General features: G+C 62.8%; 14 protein-coding genes. 2 read left to right on the top strand and 12 right to left on the bottom strand.

Annotated elements, in window-relative coordinates:
• Positions 1 to 325: 325 nt before the first annotated feature.
• Positions 326 to 1324 carry a GlxA family transcriptional regulator gene (locus tag AC07ZH_RS17505; RefSeq protein WP_495200722.1) on the top strand — a complete coding sequence of 333 codons (999 nt, stop codon included), beginning with the start codon at positions 326 to 328 and terminating at the stop codon, positions 1322 to 1324.
• 90 nt (positions 1325 to 1414) lie between these two features.
• Here the strand turns inward: AC07ZH_RS17505 and AC07ZH_RS17500 are convergent, their stop codons facing one another.
• Positions 1415 to 2404 (bottom strand): SLAC1 family transporter, encoded by a 990-nt coding sequence (locus AC07ZH_RS17500; RefSeq protein WP_495200721.1) that lies wholly within the window; start codon positions 2402 to 2404, stop codon positions 1415 to 1417.
• A gap of 555 nt (positions 2405 to 2959) precedes the next feature.
• On the opposite strand from AC07ZH_RS17500, the gene AC07ZH_RS17495 reads away from it, so the two are divergent.
• On the top strand, positions 2960 to 4117 hold the full coding sequence (locus AC07ZH_RS17495) for an FAD-dependent oxidoreductase (RefSeq protein WP_119517076.1): 1158 nt from the start codon (positions 2960 to 2962) through the stop codon (positions 4115 to 4117).
• Positions 4118 to 4200: 83 nt separating this feature from the next.
• On the opposite strand, the gene AC07ZH_RS17490 is transcribed toward AC07ZH_RS17495, so the two are convergent.
• The 11 genes from AC07ZH_RS17490 to traI all read right to left on the bottom strand — a co-directional run bounded on the left by AC07ZH_RS17490 (position 4201) and on the right by traI (position 20820).
• A complete protein-coding gene (locus AC07ZH_RS17490) occupies positions 4201 to 4809 on the bottom strand; it encodes a recombinase family protein (protein ID WP_152960984.1) in 609 nt (202 codons plus the stop codon).
• Between the two features lie 76 nt (positions 4810 to 4885).
• Complete coding sequence (locus AC07ZH_RS17485; protein ID WP_006122485.1) at positions 4886 to 6103, bottom strand: TniQ family protein; 1218 nt, start codon at positions 6101 to 6103, stop codon at positions 4886 to 4888.
• Positions 6100 to 7008 carry a TniB family NTP-binding protein gene (locus tag AC07ZH_RS17480; protein ID WP_003155746.1) on the bottom strand — a complete coding sequence of 303 codons (909 nt, stop codon included), beginning with the start codon at positions 7006 to 7008 and terminating at the stop codon, positions 6100 to 6102. Before AC07ZH_RS17480 ends, AC07ZH_RS17485 begins: the two co-directional genes overlap by 4 nt.
• A gap of 2 nt (positions 7009 to 7010) precedes the next feature.
• Positions 7011 to 8726: a TnsB C-terminal domain-containing protein gene (locus tag AC07ZH_RS17475; RefSeq protein ID WP_000935451.1), complete on the bottom strand. Its 1716-nt coding sequence runs from the start codon at positions 8724 to 8726 to the stop codon at positions 7011 to 7013.
• Positions 8727 to 9242: 516 nt separating this feature from the next.
• Positions 9243 to 13589, bottom strand: coding sequence for a zincin-like metallopeptidase domain-containing protein (locus AC07ZH_RS17470; protein WP_011114055.1), 4347 nt, complete (start codon positions 13587 to 13589; stop codon positions 9243 to 9245).
• 3 nt (positions 13590 to 13592) lie between these two features.
• The gene (locus AC07ZH_RS17465; RefSeq protein ID WP_006122510.1) at positions 13593 to 13982 is read right to left on the bottom strand and encodes a protein TraD; all 390 of its coding nucleotides are present in this window, start codon (positions 13980 to 13982) and stop codon (positions 13593 to 13595) included.
• 21 nt (positions 13983 to 14003) lie between these two features.
• A complete protein-coding gene (locus AC07ZH_RS17460) occupies positions 14004 to 16067 on the bottom strand; it encodes a DNA topoisomerase III (protein ID WP_011114056.1) in 2064 nt (687 codons plus the stop codon).
• An 11-nt stretch (positions 16068 to 16078) separates the two neighbouring features.
• Positions 16079 to 16615, bottom strand: coding sequence for a conjugative transfer signal peptidase TraF (gene traF, locus AC07ZH_RS17455; protein WP_006122512.1), 537 nt, complete (start codon positions 16613 to 16615; stop codon positions 16079 to 16081).
• Positions 16612 to 18525 (bottom strand): type IV secretory system conjugative DNA transfer family protein, encoded by a 1914-nt coding sequence (locus tag AC07ZH_RS17450; protein WP_000694765.1) that lies wholly within the window; start codon positions 18523 to 18525, stop codon positions 16612 to 16614. The genes traF and AC07ZH_RS17450 overlap by 4 nt, the downstream gene beginning before the upstream one ends.
• The gene (locus AC07ZH_RS17445; protein ID WP_241352600.1) at positions 18522 to 18950 is read right to left on the bottom strand and encodes a hypothetical protein; all 429 of its coding nucleotides are present in this window, start codon (positions 18948 to 18950) and stop codon (positions 18522 to 18524) included. Before AC07ZH_RS17445 ends, AC07ZH_RS17450 begins: the two co-directional genes overlap by 4 nt.
• Positions 18925 to 20820, bottom strand: a complete 1896-nt coding sequence (gene traI / locus AC07ZH_RS17440; protein ID WP_495200720.1) for a TraI/MobA(P) family conjugative relaxase — start codon at positions 20818 to 20820, stop codon at positions 18925 to 18927. The genes AC07ZH_RS17445 and traI overlap by 26 nt, the downstream gene beginning before the upstream one ends.

The raw sequence follows: 20820 nt of genomic DNA, 5'->3' as shown, positions 1-20820 counted from the left end.
TTTTGGGTATACGCAAAGTGTCCGGTCATGCTACCCCCGGCCAAAAAGGCCGTCATGCGATTTATCTTGTCGTTTTCAGAAGACGGCTGCACTGAACGTCAGAAGCCGACTGCACTATAGCAGCGGAGGGGTTGGATCCATCAGGCAACGACGGGCTGCTGCCGGCCAAAAGCGGACATTCAAAGATTAAAAAAATCCAAGTAAAGTGCGCCCCGCTTAGGTGAAATATTCTGCATTAGAAATCCTGATAAAGTTGGGATTAGGGCGCTGTTGGAGCGACAGGAAAGTCCATCTTAGAATTGGACATGAAAAGAAGAATTATTCGATGAAGCTGACTTTAGTTGTTTTTGATGGAGTGCAAGCTCTGGACGTGGCAGGCCCTCTGGACGTATTTGCAGAGGCGAATCATTTATTGCCGAAAAAAGACCGTTACGAAATTACTCTAGTTGGTGAGCGTCCTGGATACGTCATGTGCTCAAGCGGCATGGAGTTTAAGGTCCATTATGACTATCCGAATTTCCATTCGAATAGTGACCTTCTCATTGTTGCTGGCGGGCCGAGAGTGCAAGAGTACAGACCAGAGCAAACTTTTCTTACCTGGATAAACGAACGGGTTCAAGGTACCAATAGATTTGGTGCTATATGCAATGGTGTATTTTTACTCGGGCACGCCGGCCTTTTGGCAGGCAGAGAAGTTACGACACATTGGTCCCATGCCGAGCGACTTTCTAAACAGTTCCCTGACTTAAATGTAAGACCAGACAGAATTTTTGTTCGTGATGGAAATTTGTTCACTTGCGGCGGAGTCACTGCCGGAATCGACTTATGTCTCGCACTTATTTCCGAGGATTGGGGGCACGAACTTGCTTTGAAGGTCGCGAAACGCCTTATCGTTTATATCCGTCGAGACGGTGGACAATCTCAATACAGTCCTTATCTTGCGGTTGGTCCGGACGAGGATTCTCTCGTTGCCAAGGTCTTGAAGTATGTGACTGACCATATTAGCGATGCACTGACCATTGAAGACATCGCTGACGCAGTAGGCGTTAGTCGTAGAACCTTCTCGAGAGCATTTGCAAAGCACGCACACGTAACACCGTCAGTTTTCGTAGAGCAGGTTCGTATTGATTTTGCGCGCAAGCTGCTAGAGGAAACTGATGTTCCGCTGAAGACTGTCGCATTCAGATGCGGCTTTCACAATGCTACTCAGATGCGGATGATTTTCTCGAGGCAGTTGAGCACAACACCCAAGCTATATAGAGAACGCTTCCGAGCGGATGATGTTCCTCGCATAGATACCTTGCCACCTGTGACGATTGTATGATGGTGTGACATTCACGCGTCGATTTCAGCGCTGCATTTTTTAACGAGAGTGCAGGTGGCGAGTTTCTCTAACACTTGCACTCAAGTTTCCTTAAGCAGTCAAAATTCGACCAGTGACCAAAGCATGTACCGTGCGAAGTGAGAGCACGAAAATTGAAACCGTGAGTAGGAATAGTAGGAACGCGGCGATAAACTCCAAACCTATACCTCCAACGGCGCTCGAGTACATCAAGGCAGCGATGGCCAATGCTGCCATCGGAAAGCCAATAGCCCACCAGTTGAGTGAAAACGCTGCAGGTTTCACGAGCAAACGATAGAAGATAATCACAAACAAGAACAGACCAAAGTAGAACAGCAGCGCCGCAAACATATCAACTTTTTGCACTAGGTTGACATACGCTATGAAGCCAACCGAAAACGGAGCAACCAATATCATTTTGGATGGTCGCATCGCTCCGGCAAGCGGCTCGTGATGAATCAATCTGGAGAAGATCAGAATAAAGAAGACTACGGCACTGACACCGCCAACAGCCGCCGCAAGCAAATTAACTTCGTGTGTCCATCCTGCCGTGAAACCTCCTCCGGTCACCACGATATCCAGACTACCAACGCCACCAATCAGCAAAGCTGGAACCACGGTAGCGGGGGCAGCATTCCCATTAAACAGCCGTGAAATCATAATAACGGTAAGCGCTAATGTGACCACAGTCCCGATTGTCCATACGATTAATTGGGCAGAACTACTATAGCTGCTGATAACGCTCGAGAGCAAAAGGATACTGATGCCAAAGGTGCCGAAAAAGCTGCCAATAACGGGATGCTTAAACTCATGCTTCACCAAATCTCGATACCTGAGGAATTTACCCAGATAGGAAAGAGTCAATATGGCAAACATTGATAGCGCAATAATGCCTATCGCGTTTGACACCGCTATGTTTGCACCATACGCTTTGCTAGCAAGACGCCAAGCTAATGAGAGCCCAGCGACGCTCATTACAGCACCGAAGAATCCGATTGGCAAATATTGAATAGATGGCAGTGCTCGCGTGGCAATAGCCGGGGCAGATGAGGCAGATTCCATAAAAACTCAATTTTTTATTTACATAAGTTCACCACGTTGCTGACTGCGCCGCCAGGCGTGCGCTGTACTCGAAGTGCGAAATAGCTGAGGGTGCATCCAATAGAAAAGATGAGATTCCGCTACAGCTTGTGGTGGGACATTTGCATTCTGCATGAGTAGAAACGACCTATGTGCAGGCAATGTACTGCTTGTCCCCAAAGGAGTATGAGTTGTCCCAAAAGTTGCTAAAGCGCTGGGGTTTTGGCAACAGAATTCACTTCTTATGCAAAATAAATATTTCCGCTTCGGGTCTTAAGAAAACGGCCACTATCGGCCAGAAGCGGACACGAGAATATCAACACGAGTTTCCAAAAACTGTGAACTATGAAATACTCATGGTCAGAACACCGCGAAAAACGGTCACATTGTTAGTTGGTTATCAATCCATCGATTAAGTGACCGCGTATACGTCAACCAGAGCTTGTTTGGTCGGCCAGCGTTTCCCCCGACATTAGTCGGATTTTATTGCGAGCTGTCGTGCATATGCCCGACTAACCGTATTTATTGGAACGCGCCATGAACAAACCAATCAGCTTATCGAAGTCATTAGTAAATTCACACATCACAATAGTAGGTGCCGGTCTCGGCGGATTAACGCTTGCTCGTGTTCTGTACATTAACGGAATCCAAGCGACGATTTATGAAGCAGAGGAATCGCAGCATGCGCGATTGCAAGGTGGCTTACTCGACATCCACGAATACAACGGTCAGCTGGGGCTAAAGGCTGCAGGTCTCTACGAAAAGTTTCTTGAACACGTTCTCCCGAGTGAAGATGCTAAACGGGTTGTCGACAAATACGGGAAGGTATTGCTTGATAAGCCTGGTCTGGCCAGTAGCACTAAGCCCGAAGTGGATAGAGGAGCGTTGCGCCAGCTTCTCATCGAATCATTGCCTTTGGATGCCATCAAATGGGGACACAAAGTCATAAAGACTGCTCCCCTAAAAGGAGGAAAGCACCAACTAGAATTTTCTAACGGCTCTTCAATAACTACCGATTTGTTGGTTGGCGCAGACGGTGCATGGTCACGGGTTCGTCCGCTTCTTTCTAATGCGAAGCCAACGTACGTCGGCACTACCTTCATCGAAACCAATCTTTTCGATGGAGACAATCGTCATAAAGCAAGCGCAGAGGCGATAGGCAGCGGCACGCTGATGGCGGTTGAGCCCGGCAAGGGCATCTTGGCACACCGTTATGCGGATGGGACGTTACACACATACGTAGCGCTAAACAAACCAGAGGCATGGGCCAGTACGATTGATTTCAGCACGCCAAAAATTGGACTTAAGCGCATCGCCGAAGAATTCAAAGATTGGGCTCCTCAGCTAAGGGCGTTAATCACCAACGGAGAGACTGTGCCAGTTATCAGGCCGATTTACGCTCTTCCGATTAATCATCAATGGAAGCGCATTCCTGGCGTCACTTTGCTCGGGGACGCCGCTCATTTGATATCACCATTTGCTGGCGAAGGGGCAAACCTTGCTATCTATGACGGCGCCGAGTTAGCGAAGGAAATTTGTGCAAATCCTCATGATATTGAAACAGCATTGAAGCAGTATGAACACGCTTTGTTTCCTCGAAGCGAAGACGCTGCTGCTATAACCTTTCAGAACCATCAGCGTTTCTTCGGGGCAGATGCGCCACATAGTGTTGTAGAACTGTTTTCCCAGCACTAGTTTGCTCAGTGTCTGCTTTGGGTCGACACCGGTAATCGGATCGTTGCCGCACTGAACAGCGCCCCGTTCCAGGTCGCCTCCATTTATGCGGCTGAACCGAGGGAGAGCAGCTTTACGCCGTCTGGCCGCAGTTCGCCCTTGGGCGACACGTGCCGGTAGAGCGTCTGCCGGGTAATCCCGAGTTCTTCGCAGAGATCGCCCACCTTGGTTTCCGGTTGCCCCATGCTGGCCATCGCCAGGCGTAGCTTGGCGGCGGTCATCTTGAAGGGGCGCCCCCCTTTCCTGCCGCGAGCGCGCGCCGAGATAAGTCCAGCGACTGTTCGCTCGGAAATCAACTCACGCTCGAACTCGGCCAGCGCGGCAAAAATACCGAACACAAGCTTGCCGGCGGCAGTCGTCGTGTCGACCGCCGCACCGTGACCGGTCAGGACCTTCAGGCCCACGCTACGCGCAGTTAGGTCGTGCACGGTGTTGATCAGGTGGCGCAGATCACGGCCAAGCCGATCGAGCTTCCACACGATCAGCGTGTCCCCTTCACGAAGCGCCTTCAGGCAAGCAGCCAACCCTGGGCGATCATCGCGCCTGCCCGAGGCCAGATCCTCGTAAAGGTGCGCAAGGCTCACACCAGCGGCGATGAGCGCATCGCGTTGCAAATTGGTGGACTGGGATCCGTCCGCCTTCGATACCCGCATGTAGCCGATCAGCACCTTTTCACCCGTCACGTATACGTTCGATTATGTGACAGTGTGAGCCGGAAAGCTCTATCCGTCAAAATTTGTCACTTAACCCGTCATTTTGTTTAAGACATGCAAAGGGTGCATCAGGCAGGTAATGTGACAGAAATTCCGGCGGGATGCCTTCCTTCACGAAGGTGGCGCGCAACCGTTCCAAGGAAGCGGGATCGCGCCGACCATAGGAAGCCAACGCGAACAGCGAGCGTGCCGTCTCGGGGTTGTGTCGCGCTTCAATGATGGCCTCGTCGATGGCCTGGACTGCACGCTGCCAGTGATTGATGGGCTCGGGCTTCGGCGCTTTCGTCGGCAGGCCACTGGTGAACCCGGTTTGGGGCTCGGACCAGAATAGCTTTGCCTGCTCGCCTGGCGGGCTGATGTCCCTCACCTCAATCAAGCTGATTGCCGTTGCCGCCGCCTCCAGCATCTGTAACCGTACTATCGGATTCAGGGTTTCATACGGTCGCCACAGACTTTGCCCAGCACGCAGCGGATGCCCGCAGCCTTCCCAGACTTGGCGGGGATACCCCGCGCAGGTTCCGCACGCGGAAAGCGGGGTGTTCAGCTCATCGAGCAGCGTGCGAAGAAGTCGAAACCACAATCCGGCGTGGATGCGTCGGCGCGGCAGCTCCACGTGACCGGTTGTCAGTGCCTGCCAGGTACGCTGGTCCATCGCCGCAATCGCGTCGCTGGCGGTGCGCGGTTCGGCGTCGGCGTTCTCCCAGCCGAGAAACCGCCCTGGCACGCCCCAATAGGATTCCAGCCAGCAGCCATGCAGCGGGCAGCTCAGCATCAGGGGCAGCTTCCACGCGAGCAGTACGGCTTGGTTCTCCGGATCGCTCAGGCAGAGCGGACAGGCGCGGTTTATCGGCTGGCTGGGCAGCCAGGCACGCCAGCTCGTGATGGATCGCGTCTTACGGCGGAGTCTTGGCAGCAACACCGAGAGCTGAAACGCATAGGTTTCCAAGGCGTCTGGAATCTGGTCATCAAGGCTGTCCAGTAGCCAAGGCACCCATCCGGCGAAACTCATACAGCGCAGCCGGTCCAGCTCGATGCCGCTCCGCTGGGAAAGCAACGCCAGCAGCGAGAGTGGTGGCGCGGTGTCCAGGTCATCGACCTGGCCGTGACCAAGATCGTGCTCCAGCAGGTCGGGCTCCTCCATGTGATAGCAAAGGGCCACGCGGTTGAGCCATGAGGACAGCGCCTCGCCTTCTTTCGGGGCGGGATGCAGCGGCCAGCGCGGCGCAGGCTTCACATCAGTTCCCGCTCGAATTGCCGCCGCCGCTCGCTGGGTCCGGTGTAAACGGCCATGCTGAGTGTGCGATGGTTGATCGCTTCCTCGCCGCTCTCCACGGCGACGATGGCCGCCGCCATCAGCAAGTGCGCCAGTTCCCCTATGGTGCCCTCGCTGCGTGTGAGCAGGTAGCGAGCCATGTCCAGCGTGGCAATTGGGGAAGGCCGGCGCAGCGGGAGCGAAGCGGCGAAGCTGGCCAGCAGTGAGCAGCAATCGTCGTTGGCCTCCCATACCGGCAGCATCATCGGCTCGAAGCGATTTTCCAACTGGTCATCGGAGCGGATGGCTAGGTAGGCGTCGCGCGTGCCTACCCCAACCAACGGGATGCGCAGTTCGTTGCCGAGGAAGCGCAGCAGGTTGAGGAATTCCCGGCGGTTGACGCTGTTGCCGGCCAGCACGTTGTGCAGCTCGTCGATCACCAGCATGCGCACGCCGACCTTGCGCAGCAGTGCCAGAGCCAGTTGCTCCATTTCCGGCAACCGTGGGCGTGGGCGCAGCGGCGCGCCCATCGCGGCGAGCAGCGCGACGTAGAAGCGGATCACGGACGGCTCGGACGGCATCTGCACGACCAACACCGGGATGTGCTCCTGGTCGGCGTCGGAGCTGGCCGGGTGGGTGCGGCGGAACTTCTCGACGATCATCGACTTGCCATTGTTGGTCGGGCCAACCAGCAGCAGGTTGGGCATGCGTTGCTTGTTTGGCCACGCATAAAGGGCTTCCAGCCGGTTCAGCGCCTCGACTGCGCGCGGATAGCCGATCCAGCGGTCGGCGCGAAGGCGCTGGATGCGCTCGTCCGCCGGAAGACGGGCCAAGCCCTGGGCCGCCGGCAGCAGGTGGGACAGGTCGATGATGGGATATTCGTCCACGGCTACCACTCCTCAATCTGGTCGAACGGTTTGGCGGGTGGCAAGTTGTCTGCCTGCGGGTCGGCAATATCCGTATCCGGCGGAACGGGCTTGTCCGGCCGAGCTGATGTCTTGAGGTGCTGGCGGCGATCCGCGTCACGCCGCGCCTTGCGTGTGGCCTTCTGCGCGCTGGTCACAATCTCACGCATCTGGCCGATCATGCGGAACAGCGCCGACTCATCCACCTGTTCGCGCCCTTGCTGCCGCAGTTTCGCCAGCGCCTGCCGTTGTTCCCAGAGGGTGACAGCCGGATGCGACAAGGTACGGTAGGGAATTTCCAGGTAATGCTGTCCCTCCGGTTCCAGGACCCAGATACGGCTGATGTCGCGCGGATCGCGCCGGATCAGAAAGGACGGCCAGCGTTCACGCCGCGCAATCCACGGCTTGAGCGCATCGGCGTAGTAGTGGATGTGGTCGATGACAAAGCCGGTGCGGGTCAGCGTGCGCCGGAGGATCGGCAGAAAATCGACCAGGAACGAAGTAGCGCGTGTGACGACGGCCGGTACGCCGACACGCGCCACGGCCTCGGCCCAGCGCGCGGCCGGCGGTTGGAGCAGGCCGTTGTGCACCGAACCGTGGTAGGTGCCGACCGCCAATGTGAGCCAGCGCTCTAGCTCGCGCAGCGTCAGGGCGGCCTTGTTTTCGGAATCGTAGTCGCCGCGCTGGTCAGGGTTGGAGAAGGTCGTTCCCGGCAGTTCGTCGTGAATCATCTGCATCGCCGTGCCGATGATCCGTTCCACGATGCCGCCATAGTGCGGCTGTCCCAGCGGGCGATAGTCCAGCCGGATGCCATGCTGCTCGCAACCCCGGCGCAGGGCCTCGCTCTTGAACTCGGCCGCGTTGTCTAGGTAGAGCAGCAAGGGCTTGCCGCTCATCTGCCAATCCATTTCCACGTTCAGTCCTTCCAGCCAAGGGCGCTTGTCGCAGGCGACATGCACGAGGCACAGGCCAACCGAAACGGCAGACGGCGCTTCCAGCGTGACGACCATGCCGAGCACGCAGCGGGTGAACACGTCGATGGCGAGGGTCAGGTACGGGCGGCCAATAGGTTGCCGGTCGCGGTCATCGACCACGATCAGGTCGATGACCGTATGGTCTATCTGCACCTGCTCCAGCGGCGCGGTCACGGCAGGAGGCTCGCCGCCCACACCTTGTAGGTCACGAGCGGCATCCTGGCCTTCCCGCCGGCGGATGACCTTGCGCGGGTCAAGGCTAGCGATCCGTAAGGCCACGGTATTGCGCGCCGGCACTCGCAGTTTTTGAGCCTTGCACACCTGAGTGACTTCGCGGTGAAAGGCCGCTAGGCTGCGCTTCTGCTTGGTCAGGAACCGCTTTTGCAGTAGCTCGTGGATGACGCGCTCGACCGGTTCCGGCAAGCGCCCCTTACCTTTACCTCCACCGGACTGGCCGGGCACCAGATCCGTCACGAGGCCGCTGCCTTGCCGGGCACGCCGGATCAGAACGTATACCTGGCGCCGAGACAAGCCCAGCGCCTGAGCCGCCATATCGGCCGCTTCGTGCCCGACCGTCTCCGACTGCGCCAACGGACTGATGATCTCCGCACGACGGCGCGCACGCTCCCAAGCCTCATCAGGCAGAGTGGCCACGCCTTGTTCTGGAATCCGTGGGGTGTCCGTCGCCATGCTCACCTCGCTTTGGTGCACACGAGTATTGAGCATAGTCGAGATTGGTGCAGATCACTTCTGATATTGAACTGTCAGGAGCTGGCTGCACAACAGCCATTACGCCCAATCAACTGGTGCAGTCGTCTTCTGAAAATGACATATCTTGGCCGGGTCGTTATTGGCGGGTCTAAATGGCCGCTCCGTGGATCTCATCGCCAGAAATGGCGATGCGAGATCCAGGGCAGGGCGGCCGCCATCGTCAGACCTGGCGATGGTCGACGCCGGCGCGCATCGTCGGATGTGGCGATGCGAGCTCGAGGTCGGTGGCCACCGCCGGCGACCTGGTGCCATCGTCGGCAATGGCGATGCTGCAGCTCGACGTGCGCGGCCTGGTCGTCTCGGCATCGTCGGATGCGGCGATGCTCGAGCGAGGCGAAAAAAAACCGCCTCGGGGTGTCCGAGGCGGCAAGTCTGCATGCGGTTCAGGGAGGAAGAAACCGCGCCGGCGATCAGGGAGGAAAACCGCGCGGCCTGATGTGCAGCTCGGCCACTTTAGCCGGATTTTTCGACTTATCCGATGCGAGCGGCCCGCCGTGGGCGCTGCTCGATCTGCTGTTGCTTTTTCTCGACGTGCTTCTGCTCCTGGTGCTGCTGCTCGTCGCGCTGCACCTGGCTGATGGCCGCGCCGATCTGCCGCTTCACGCCCTCGATGCCCAGCTCGCTCTTGTGCGCCAAGTCGTTGAAGTCGGTGTGCTGCTTCATCGTGGACAGCGCCGCGATCTGCGCGCCGCTCAACATCGACGCCTTGAGCTTGGCCGCCTCGTCGCCGGCCAGCTCGACCTTGCCGGCGGCGGCGTCGGCAAGGCGCTGCTCGGCGCGCAGGTGGGTCTTGAAGCTGTCGGGCGTGATGGCGGGCAAGTCGCGCGGGTAGGTGTTCTCGGCCGGCGCGAAGATCGGGAAGATCGCCTTGCCGCCCACGGCCTGGGCGGCCGCCTCGGCCTTCTCCCGGCCGGGGTTGTTGCCGTGGGTCATGACCAGGTGCCGGTCGTCGTCGCCGGCGATGATGATCGGCTTGTCCGGGAACTTGGCGTGCAGCGCCTTCGCCACGGCCTCAAGGTTGCCGCTGTCGAAGGCGGCGACCGTGGCGTGGCCCACGGCCTCGGCCACCTGGGCCGCCGTGGCGTAGCCCTCCGAGATCACCAGCGCCGGCGCGGCCGCCAGGGCGTCCATGCCGCCGACCGGGTGGAAGCATCCTTCCTTCTTCGAGTCCTTGGCGAACCGCTTAGTGCCGTCCTCCTGGATGTATTGCATCGTCCATTGCTTGCCCTCTGCGTCGAAGGCCGGGATGTAGGTCTTCTGGCCTTCGCGGTCGGTCATCACGCCGGCCTGCGCCTGGATGCCTTTGGCTTGCAGGTAGGGCGTCGGCTGCTCGATGGGCACGAGGTCGGCCATCTGCCGACCGACGCGCTGCGCGGTGGCCTCCTGGGCCTTGTCCTGCTCGACGGCTCGCTGTGCCAGCTTCTCGGCCGCCTCGGCCTGGAGCTTGGCCTTCTCCTGGTCGCTCAAGGCGTAGCCCTTGCTCTTCCAGGTAATGTCCGTGCCGGTCTTGTTGTTGATGATCCGCCCGGCCGGGTGCCCGTCCAGGTGGCCCACGTAGAAGCCATCGAGCGCGCCCTTCTTGCCGCCCTCGACCGGCACGCGGTGCCGCTTGCCATCCATGATCGGGTGATCGCCCTGGGCGTTGCTGCCGGTGAACAGGCCGGCGCTGCGCATGGCCTCGGCGAACTCTTCCCTTGGCGTCATCGCTGGCCCTTGCTGGGCCTGCACGTTCTCGGGCTTCCAGCGTTCGAGCTTCGCCGCGTCGGCGCGCGGGCCGACATACCAGGACTTCGCGGCCTTGTCCCAAAGCGCGCCGGCGGCCTTGGCCGCGTTGCGCTGCTCGTAGGGCACGGCCAGGTACTGGCGGGCCTGCTGGGCCTGCTGCGCGGGCTTCTGCGCCTCGCCCTGGGCTTCGGGTGCCGGCTGGGCCGAACGCGGCTCTACGGCCGCTGTAGCGGCTCCCTGCGCCCATTTGGCGAAGGGAGCGGCATCGGTGCCCGGCGGCACGTACCAGGACTGTTGCTGCCGATCCCAACGCGCCCCGAGGCTCTTGGCCTCGTCCTTCTCCTTGTACGGCACGTTGATGTACTGCCGTTCGGGCTTCTCGGCCTGCGGCTGCGCCTGCTGCCGCTCGCGTTCCTGGCGCTCCAGCTCGGCCGCGCGGCGCTGCGCGTCGCTGTCGTTGAGCATGGCCGACGCCTCGGCGGTCTTGCGTGCCTCTTTAGCGGCTGAAATGTCCTCTTCGGTCGCGTTGGGGTCGCGCCGTACACGCTCTTCCTGCACGCGGGCCAGCTTGGCGGCGCGCTCGTGCTGGTTGTCGGTGCCCAGCGCATCGACCAGGTGCAGGCGCTCGGTCAGAGCCTCGGCCTGGCCCTCGGTGCGGGTGCCGGCGACGAAGGCAAAGGCGTCCTCGCCGAACTGCGCATCGGCCTTGCGCGCGTAGACCTGGAACGCCTGCGGCTCGATGCCGGCCTGGGCGGCATCGACGGTCTGGCCGTCCTGCTCGGCCACGCCGACGATGCGCAGCTCTCCGCTCCAGTCGGGCGGCAGCTCAACGCCAAGGTGTTGACGGGTCGCGTCGGCGAACGCCTGGCCGTCGATCTCGCCGGCGGCGAGCTGCCGGCGCGCGGCGGCGGCCTGCTCGATGCCCTGCACCGCGTCGGCAGGATGGGCGGCCAGCAGGGCGGCCGCCTGGTCGTTGGTCGGTGGGGTCATGTTCGCCTCCTGGTCTGCGACGGCCGCTTGCTGCTGGGTCAGCGCCGGCAGGGCCATCAACTGGTCGGGCGCGTAGTTGTTCAGCTCGTCCAGGCTGCGAACCTGGTGGGGTTCACCGTCCTGGTCGTGGAACGCAAAGATGCGCTGGCCGTCGCTCCACCTGGCTTCGGCGTCGATGCTCGACACGATCTGTTCGCCGTGCTGCTGGAGCTGCTGCGCGAGGTGGAGCTGTTCGGCCATGTTGGCGAACTCTTGCGCCAAGCCCTTGCGCTCCAGGTAGGCGTTGTCGGTGTCGGTGTGGCTCGGGTCGATGCCGAACACCGGCGACAGCCGGTCATGCGCGACCGCGTAGAACTGCTCGGGATCGGTGCCGGTGATGCTGCCCACGGTTTCGAGGCCACGGCTGCGCAAGGCGTCTTCCAGGGTGTCGCCCTGGAATGCCTGGTAGTGGCTGAAAGACACGTCCGGGTTGTCCAGGACTTCGGCAATGTCCACGGCCAGGGCCTGGGCCACGGCTTCGTCCTGGGCCTGGCTCTGCTGCTGGTCTTGCTCCTGAACCTGCTTCTGCTCGAAGGCCAGCACGTAGTCGTGAATCTTCTCGGCATCGGCGGCCGCGCGGAACACCTCCAGCGGCTCGTCTTGCAGCGCCTTGATCCACGAACCCACATAGGCGGCGTGCTGGCCCGGATCGTGGCCGATGCCCAGCTCGTCGCCGACGATCATGGAAGCGATTTCGGCGCGCAGCTCTTCCTTGGCGTACCCCTCGCTCCCGAACGGGTGCGCCAGGTCGCGGTCAAGGCGCGAAGCGTGGCCCGTCCAGTGGCCCAGCTCGTGCAGCGCGGTCGCGTAGTAGCGGTCGGAGCTGGGGAACTGGCCGCGCTCCGGCAGGGTGATGCTGTCGGTCGAAGGGCGGTAGAACGCCCGATCACCGGCGGCGTGGGTGATCGTCGCGCCCGAGGCTTTCAGGATGTGCTCGGCGCGCTCGACGGCGTTCCAAGTCTGTTCCTTCTTCGGCTGGAGCGGCGGCAGGCCGTCGATCTGCTCGCCGTTGAACACGGTCGCAAAGAACACGCGCGGCCGCTCCAGCATGACGGTTTCCTTGACCGGCTGGCCCTTCGCATCGAGGACGGGCCGGCCGCTGTCGTCCAGCTTGTCTTGCTCTTCGCTGAACTTCCAGTATTGAACCGGCGTGCCTTTCTCGCCCTTGCGAACCTGCGCGCCCACGGCGGCGGCCTGCTTGTAGGTCATCCAGCGCGCATCGCTGCGGCCCTGGGCCATCAGGTGGATGGCGTTGATCCCTTTGTACCGCTTGCCGGTGGTCGGGTTCATCGGCAGGTAGGCGTTGGGTTCGCCCGGCTCCCACGGCTTTTGCCACGGTGCGGTGCCGGCCTTGAGCTGCTCGATCAGCTTTTCGGCCACGACTTCGTGAAACGGCTTCTTCGGCTCCATGTTCTCGTCCCTTCGGAATAGCTCGTTGAACTGAGGGAAGTTCTGCTGTGTCCGGGAACGGTCGCGCAGGCCCTGGGCGACCATGCACACGATGTTGTGCAGGTCGTCGGCCTGCATGGGCCGCACGCGGGCGATGCAGGTTTCCGTGAATGACTGTTGGCCGCGCTGCTGCACCTGGTCGGCGACCTGGTGCTGGCTCGGCTCGATGCCCTCGCAGTGCAGGGCAAACACTTCCTCGGCGCGCACGTCCAGGGACTGGCCGGCATAGCGCCGGTTCACGTCATCCCATAGCGGCTTGAGGGTGGGTTCGTTGCGGGCGGCCGCCAGGCCGTCCAGCAAGGCGCGCTTCTCGCCCGGCGCGAAGGTGTTGGCCCCGTAGTGGCCTAGCACCTCGTGCCGCAGCGTCATCAGTAGGTCGCCGGCGCTCTCGACGTTCTGCAAGGGCACGTCCACGCGGCCACGGTAGGCGCGGCCGGCGTGCAGCGTCTCCTTGGGCACGTAGCCGCCCTTCATGTCGGCCGGCACCTCGGCCGCTCGCGGCCCGTACAGCTCGGCCGCGTCCTCGCGGAACTTGTAGGCCAGCTCCAGCGCGCCGGGGTAGTCGCGGACGAAAGCCCGCGTCACCCCTTGCGCCTCGGCTTTCGTGATCGGCATGGGTCAGCCCTCCGACGCCTTGCGCGCGGCGGCCTGGGCAACCGTCTCGCCGGGCCGCAGGTCGTACAGCTCGCGGGCGTTCGTGGTGGTGATGAACGGCGGGATGTCGGCGCTCGGGCCTTCGTCGTCCAGGAATGCCGGCTCCAGCGCGCCATCGACTTCCACCAGGTCGTCGCCGCTCGCGGCGGCGTCCTGCTCGGACAGCGCGTCCTCCACGAACGCGCCCACGCGCTCGGCTTCGTCGGGGTCGAACTCGACCTGGAAGCCGGGCGTCAGCGCGTCGGCCATCTTCTCGCGCACGGCCTCGCGGCCGGCGGCGTCGTCGTCAACCGGCGGCAGGACGGCCAGCGGCTCGTCGTGGGCGGCGGTGTTGGTGGTGGTTTGCTCGTTCATGGTCGATCTCCTTCGCTGTGGTCATTCGGATGCCGGGCCGTTGCGGCCCTTGCTGTAGTCGGGCCGACCCTTGAGGTCGGGGTAGGTCTGCTTGCATGTGGGGAAGTTGCTGCAACCCCACCAGAATTGCCCCTTCTTCTTGCTCGGCCGGCGCGACAAGCCGCTGCCGCAGGCCATGCACTTGTGAAGGGATGACACCGGCGCGGCTTCCTTGCCGCCGGCGATGGTCACGGCTCCGCTGTTGGCCTTCGCCACCTGGTCGCGGATGAACGTCTCTTGCTTCGTGATGAAGGCGTCCAGGGCGGCCGTGCCCTGCTCGACGCCTTTCAGCATCCGCTCGTAGAGCGCGGTCAGCACCGGGCTTTTCACAACCTCGGGCAGCGCGTCGATGACGCTGCGGCCGAGGGTCGTGCTGATGATCTGCTTGCCTTTGACGGCCAGGAACTCGCGCCGCTTCAACTCGGAAATGATCGACGCACGGGTGGCCGACGTGCCGATGCCGTCGCCCTCGCGCAGCATCTTCTTGTGCTCGGCATCGCTGACGAACTTGTGGATGTTCTCCATCGCGCGGATCAGCGTGCCCTCGGTAAAGCGCGCTGGCGGCTTCGTCTTGGCGTCCTTGCGGGTGGCGTCCGTGCAGGTCACGGCGTCGCCCTGGGCCATCGACGGCAGGGCCTGCGTGCCGCTGTCGTCGTCCTCGTCCTTCTCGCCTTCCTCGTCGGCCTGGCTGTACACGTCACGCCAGCCGTTGCGCGTGACTACCTTGCCGCTCGCGGCGAAGTTCTCGCCCGCGATCTCGACGCCCACGGTGGTCTGCATGTACTCGTGCAGCGGGTAGAACTGCGCCAGGTAGGCGCGCACGATCAGGTCGTAGATGTTGCGCTCGCGCTCGCTGAGGGCGGCCTTGCTGCCCTTCTGCATGGTCGGCACGATGCCGTGGTGCGCGGTGATCTTCGAGTCGTCCCACGTCTTGGACTTGATACGCGGATCGGCACCATCGACCAGGCCGGCCAGTTCGGGGTTGACGTGCTTGATCGCCTCCAGCACGCGCGGCGCGTCGGCGTGCTGCGACTCCGGCAGGTAGGCGCAGTCGGTGCGCGGGTACGAGGTCAGCTTGTGCGTCTCGTAGAGCGCCTGGCAGGTGTTCAGCACGTCCTCGGCGCTGTAGCCGAACTTGGCCGAGGCCAGTGCCGTAATGTCGGACAGGGCGAAGGCCAGCGGCTGGTTCTGCTTCTTGGCCTCCTGTTTGTACGCGGCGATGGTGCCCGGCTGGCCCTTGACGGCGGCCACCAGGGCGTCGGCGACGGCGGTATCGACAAGGCGGCCTTCGCTGTCCAGACCGGCTTGATCCTCCTTCGCCTTCCATGCGGCGGCGAAGCTGCCGCCGGCGTGCTGCACCACCGCCCGGATGGTGTGGTACGGCACGGCCTTGAATGCCTCGATCTCGCGGTCGCGGGCGACCACGAGGGCCAGCGTCGGCGTCTGCACGCGGCCCACGGTCAGCAGGGCGCGCGAGCCGCCGCGCTGCGCGCGCAGCGTGTACGCGCGGCTGAGGTTCATGCCGATCAGCCAGTCGGCGCGCTGCCGCCCGCGTGCAGCGTCGGCCCAGCCTGCATAGGTGGTGTTCTCCTTCAACGCGGCCAGGCCGCGCTTGACGGAAACGGAGTCCTGCGCGCTCACCCAAAAGCGGCGCACCGGCTTGCTGTTGCGGAAGTGCTCCAGCACTTCGTCAACCAGCAACTGGCCTTCGCGGTCGGGGTCGCCGGCGTTGACGATCTCCTTGGCCTCCTTGAGCAGCTTGCCGATCACGGCGAGCTGCTTCTTCGCGTCGTCCTTGGGCTTGAGAATCCAGCTCTCGGGGATGATGGGCAGCTCATCGACGCGCCAGACCTTCTTGCCGGACTGGCCGCGCGGCACGTCATCGGGCGTGTACTCGTCGGGGTCGGCCTGTTCGAGCATGTGCCCGAAGCACCAGGTCACTTTGTCGGTGCCGCACTCGATGAAGCCGTCGCCCTTGCCGGTCGCGCCCAGCTCGCCGGCGATGGCCTTGGCGACGGACGGCTTTTCTGCGATGAAAAGGCGCATGGTGTGTCTCCCTACCAGGTGATGACCGGACGGATCACGGTCTTGATTTGCGAACGATTGATCGGGCCGAAGTAGCGGCCGTCGAAGGATGTGGCGCTCACGTCCGACATAAGCAGCACCTCGGAATTGCCGAGCGTGTAGCTGTTGGACTGATAGCGCGGCAGCGGCCGACCGGCCTTGTCGGCCTTGATCGGCGCGCTGAGGGGCAGCAGCTCGCCGTTGACGCGCACGCCGTCATCGGCGACGGCGACGGCATCGTCTTTAGCGGCTAAAACGCGCTTCATCATGTAGCCGTAGCCGCCCTGGCAGAAGCCGGCCCCGATGTAGCCCCTCTCCTTGGCGTCATCGAACACGCCGAGCTGCGGCGGGCAGAAGAGGACGTAGGCCCCCTTCTCCACCGGCGCGCTGCTCGTCCAGTACAGGCCGACCGGAATGCTCTTGGTGGTGTTCACGCGGGCACCGGCGGCATAGCCGCCGGCGGCCAGCAGCAGGGCGGCCACGCCCGCGATGACGACGCCTGCCGCGATGCGTTTCAGGATGCGGCTCATATCGTGATGCCCTCCCCTTCCGTCTCGGCCTGTGCGACGGCGCGCAGGCGGTCGCTGACCTTGGGCGCAGGGATCGCGGCGCGTGCCGAGAACACTGGGTCTTTGAAGTACAGGGGTTGCTTGCCGTAGATCGCCGGGTAGCCCGCGACGTAGATCACCATGTCGCCGGCTTCTTCGATCTCGCCCTGGGCGTTCTTCTTTGGCCCCGGCATGCGCAGGCATTCGTCGGGCGTCAGCAAGGGCCGCTGCACTTCCTGGTAAGTGCGCGACACCTGGCCCAGCATCGCCGCCGTGCGGCGGCCGCTGGTCGTGATCTGCTCCTTCACCACGGTGGTCTGCCCGGTGAGGCGGGACAGGTGTTCGGCCGTCTCGACGCGGTTGGGCGGGTAGGCGTTCTGCACGTGGCAGTTCGACGTGATGCTTTCGTCGTGGCCGTAGCCCGTCTCGCGGCTCTTGAGCTGGTTAATGTCCTGGCAGATGAGGTAGCACTTGATGCCGTAGCCGGCCACGAAGGCCAGCGACTCTTGCATGATCTCCAGCTTCCCGAGGCTCGGGAACTCGTCCAGCATCATCAAGAGCCGGTGCTTGTAGTGCGCCACCGGCCGGCCGCCCTCGAAGTCCATCTTGTCGGCCAGCAGGCGCACGATCATGTTCACCATGACGCGCACCAGCGGCCGCAGGCGGGCCTTATCGTTGGGCTGGGTGACAATGTAGAGGCTTACCGGGTCGTCCTCGTGCATCAACTGCTTGATGCGGAAGTCCGACCGGCTGACGTTGCGGGCCACCACGGGGTCGCGGTACAGGGCCAGGTACGACTTGGCCGTGGACAGCACCGATCCGGCTTCTTCCTCGGGCCGATCCATCATGTCGCGGGCCGCCGAGCCGATGGCGTGATGGTTCTGGCCGTCTACGTGCCCGTAGGTCGCCATTTCCATCCAAAGCTCGCCAATGTCCCGGTTCGGGTCGGCCAGCATCGCATCGACGGACGGCAGCGTGGCGGTGCCGCCATCGTCCTTGGCCTTGTACAGCGCGTGCAGGATCACGCCGACCAGGAGCGCGAAGGCGGTCTTCTGCCAGTGCGAGTCCAGGCCCTTGCCGTCCGGGTCAACGATCAGCGTGGCAAGGTTCTGCACGTCACCCACCTCGTATTCGGTGCCGAGGCGGATTTCGTCCAGCGGATTCCAGCAGACGCCGCCCGAGGTGCTGGCCGGCTCGAAGCGCAGCACCTTGTTCTTGGCGTGCTTCTGCCGCCAGCCGGCGGTCAAGGCCCACAACTCGCCCTTCAAGTCGGTGATGACGCTGCTCGCGCCCCACGACAGCAGCGTGGGCACCACCAGGCCGACGCCCTTGCCCGAGCGCGTGGGCGCGTAGGTCAGCACGTGCTCGGGGCCGCTGTGCCGCAGGTAGAAGAAATTGCCGTCCTTGTCCTGCCAGCCGCCCACGTACACGCCGGTAGCCGTGGGTGCGGCCTTGCCGGTGACGATCTCCAGGACGTTGCGCTCGCGTGGCAGCAGGCCGGCCGCCTGAATGTCCTTCTTCTCGGCCCAGCGGGCCGAGCCGTGCAGGTACTCGTTCGCCTTCGAGCTGTTGGACGTGACGACCTTCGCCACGGCCACGCCCAGCAGGCCCACGGTCGAAACCAGCATCCCCATGCTGCCGGCCTTCATGATCTCGTCCGGGTACTGGCTGTACCACTTGTACGTCCAGTGCAGGATCGACCAGGGCGCGTACACGTGGCCCACGTTGGGGCCGAGGGTCGCGTGATAGGCGAACGTGTGGGCGAAGAACTGCGTCGCGGCCTGGAGGCCGCCGACCATCGAGGCCGCGCCCAGCACCGGCAGCAGCTTGCTCGGCTTCGGTTTGGCGGTTCGGACTTGCGGCCCTACCGCGTTGTTCATCTTGATCTTCATCTACTCCTTCCTTTCGACGTTTTGATGGAGCCTTTCGCGGTGATCGAGACGGCATCGCCGACCGCGATGCGCGTCAAGCGCCGGGCCGTGGCCTGGTCGATGGGCATAACCATGACCTCATCACCTCGTTTCAAGAGGGCCAGCGCCTGGCCCTCGATAGTCCTGGTGCCCTGGAACGTGAGCGCACCATCACCGGCAGTATATCGGGAATGCTTCGGTATATCGAAACCTTTTAGGCGCTTTGCCTCGCGTTCGGCGATGTACTTGTCGGCGGCGGCGACGCCCGGCGGCGTCTGGCCTACTCCTGTTCCTGGCCGAGAAATTCCCCGTCGCAGTGCGTGATCTGGTTGGGTTCCTTGCTGCTCCACGTGACGAGGAACATCACGCGGCAATAGCACTTCACTTCCGCCGGCGATGCGAACCACACCGAGTTCGGACAGTGCTCGCAAACGGTGCTGGCTTTGGGGCGGCGGTTTTCTTCCAAGGCGTCCAACGTCGGGCTTCCGGTGGACGGTGGCGGCGTGAAGGCCGGCGTCGGCGCGGTCGCCTCGGCCGGCGGCTGGCCGGGGGGGGGGCGGGGTGATGGCGGGCGTCGGCGGGGGCGCCTCGGCGGGGGGCGGGCCGGCCGTCGCCTGCTCGGGCGACGGCTGCGGCTCCGGTAGCGTGCTGGTCGGCAGCGGGCCGCTGTCCAGGGCCGCCAGCGCCGCGTCCAGTTCGTCCTCGATGCTCTGGTCTTTCGGTTCGCTCATGGGTGTTCTCCTTGTTCAAAAGCGCCTGCCGCCGGCTCTCAAGAGCCGGATCGGTGAAGGTGATGGGTAGCTGGGAATCGACGGCGGCGCGGATCATCTGCGCCTTGAACTCCACCGTGCCGTTGACGGTGATGCGGTTGCCGTAGCGTTGCATCGCCAGGCGCAGGGCTTCTTGCAGCCCTTCGCGCGTGGCCTCGCGGGAGACTTGCAGGCGGTCACCGTCATCGCGCACGGCGCTCATGCCGGCGCGGAAGATGATCGTCCCCTTCTTCGTGATGTTGTCCACCGCCGGCGCGTGGCCGGGCTTCGCCTGGCCCTCGCCCCGGATGGTGTTGCCCTTGAGGCCCTGGGCCGCCTCGCGGGCGCGCAGGGCGGCCAGGGCGTCGGCGCCGCCGTGCTGCGCCTCCTTCTTGAGCCAGTCGGCCCACGTGCGCCGGCTGTGCTCGGCGTAGAGGGCCGTGCGCTCCTGCTGGAACTGCTTGTTGATCGCCTGGAGTTCGCTGCGCAGGGCCTTGCTCGCCTGGGCGTACAGCAGCTTCTTGTTCGCGCGGCCCTCGCCGACCACCTTAATCGTGGCGCGGCGCAGGCGGTTCGACCTCTTGGCCGCCTCGATCAGCCGATCCTTGCGATGCCGGGCGCGCTCCAGGGCCTGGGCGCGCGCCGTGGTCAAGCTCTGCTGCTCGGCCTTGTACTTCGCGTACAGCTCCACGGTGTTGACGCGAAGGCGGATGGGGTCTTTGCGGTACTGCCGCTTCGCGGTGGTTTGCGCCTGCCGTTCGGGCGAAGCCTCGAACGGGCCAAGCCGCGCCTCCAGGCTCGGCTTGGAAAGGTCGCGGGCTACTGTGCTCGCCTTCACCATCGTTCCGTCGCCGGCCTCGAACACGAGGCCATTGGCGCGGACGCGCAGCTCCATTCCGTTGTCCCGCATGACCTGGTGCAGTTCCTGCCAGGACTGCGCGCCCTTGATCTCGTCCAGGCACTCGCGCTTGATCCAGCCGACCAGGCTTTCAACGCCGGCATGCCGCTCCATGTCGGCGGCCCGGCCCTCCGCGCCGCGCTTGCGCGGCTCGTGGTTGTCGCGCTCCAGGCCGTAGTCGCGCTCCAGGGCCGTGCAGAGTTCCGCCAGCGCCCGGTGCGGGTAGTACGGCTCGTGCATCGTGTGCCGCGTCGGGTGAATCTTGTTGATGGCGATGTGGATGTGCAGGTTGTCGGTGTCGTTGTGGACGGCACTGATTCGCTGATGCTCGCCATAACCCAGCCCGACGCAGATGCGTTCCTCAATCGCGCGCAAGGTGTCGGCGCTGGGCTGCTCGCCGGCCCGGAAGCTGACGATCAGGTGGTAGGTCTTGTCGCCCTTCGCGCGGGTGTTCGTGTGCTGGGTCGCCAGCACCTCCGTGATGGCGTCCTGGATGGAACCGGCTTCGCAGTTCGTCGCCTGCACGTGGCCCAGCCGGTGGTCTTTGCTTTGGGCGTCGGTGATGTAGTTCGCCAGGCCCGCGAAGTCGCTCTTGCCAAGCGAGCGCATCGGCACGTGCTTGGCGATCAT

It is taken from the genome of Simplicispira sp. GW247-4R2A (assembly GCF_059424465.1).
Note: the sequence above shows the minus strand (reverse complement) of the source record. Positions and strands in the feature narration are given on the sequence as shown.

Excerpts from the sequence above, each read along its gene's own strand:
- AC07ZH_RS17505 (WP_495200722.1), top strand. The coding sequence starts at position 326 with ATGAAGCTGACTTTAGTTGTTTTTGATGGAGTGCAAGCTCTGGACGTG.
- AC07ZH_RS17500 (WP_495200721.1), bottom strand. The coding sequence starts at position 2,404 with ATGGAATCTGCCTCATCTGCCCCGGCTATTGCCACGCGAGCACTGCCA.
- AC07ZH_RS17495 (WP_119517076.1), top strand. The coding sequence starts at position 2,960 with ATGAACAAACCAATCAGCTTATCGAAGTCATTAGTAAATTCACACATC.
- AC07ZH_RS17490 (WP_152960984.1), bottom strand. The coding sequence starts at position 4,809 with ATGCGGGTATCGAAGGCGGACGGATCCCAGTCCACCAATTTGCAACGC.
- AC07ZH_RS17475 (WP_000935451.1), bottom strand. The coding sequence starts at position 8,726 with ATGCTCAATACTCGTGTGCACCAAAGCGAGGTGAGCATGGCGACGGAC.
- AC07ZH_RS17470 (WP_011114055.1), bottom strand. The coding sequence starts at position 13,589 with ATGCCGATCACGAAAGCCGAGGCGCAAGGGGTGACGCGGGCTTTCGTC.
- AC07ZH_RS17465 (WP_006122510.1), bottom strand. The coding sequence starts at position 13,982 with ATGAACGAGCAAACCACCACCAACACCGCCGCCCACGACGAGCCGCTG.
- AC07ZH_RS17460 (WP_011114056.1), bottom strand. The coding sequence starts at position 16,067 with ATGCGCCTTTTCATCGCAGAAAAGCCGTCCGTCGCCAAGGCCATCGCC.
- traF (WP_006122512.1), bottom strand. The coding sequence starts at position 16,615 with ATGAGCCGCATCCTGAAACGCATCGCGGCAGGCGTCGTCATCGCGGGC.
- AC07ZH_RS17450 (WP_000694765.1), bottom strand. The coding sequence starts at position 18,525 with ATGAAGATCAAGATGAACAACGCGGTAGGGCCGCAAGTCCGAACCGCC.
- traI (WP_495200720.1), bottom strand. The coding sequence starts at position 20,820 with ATGATCGCCAAGCACGTGCCGATGCGCTCGCTTGGCAAGAGCGACTTC.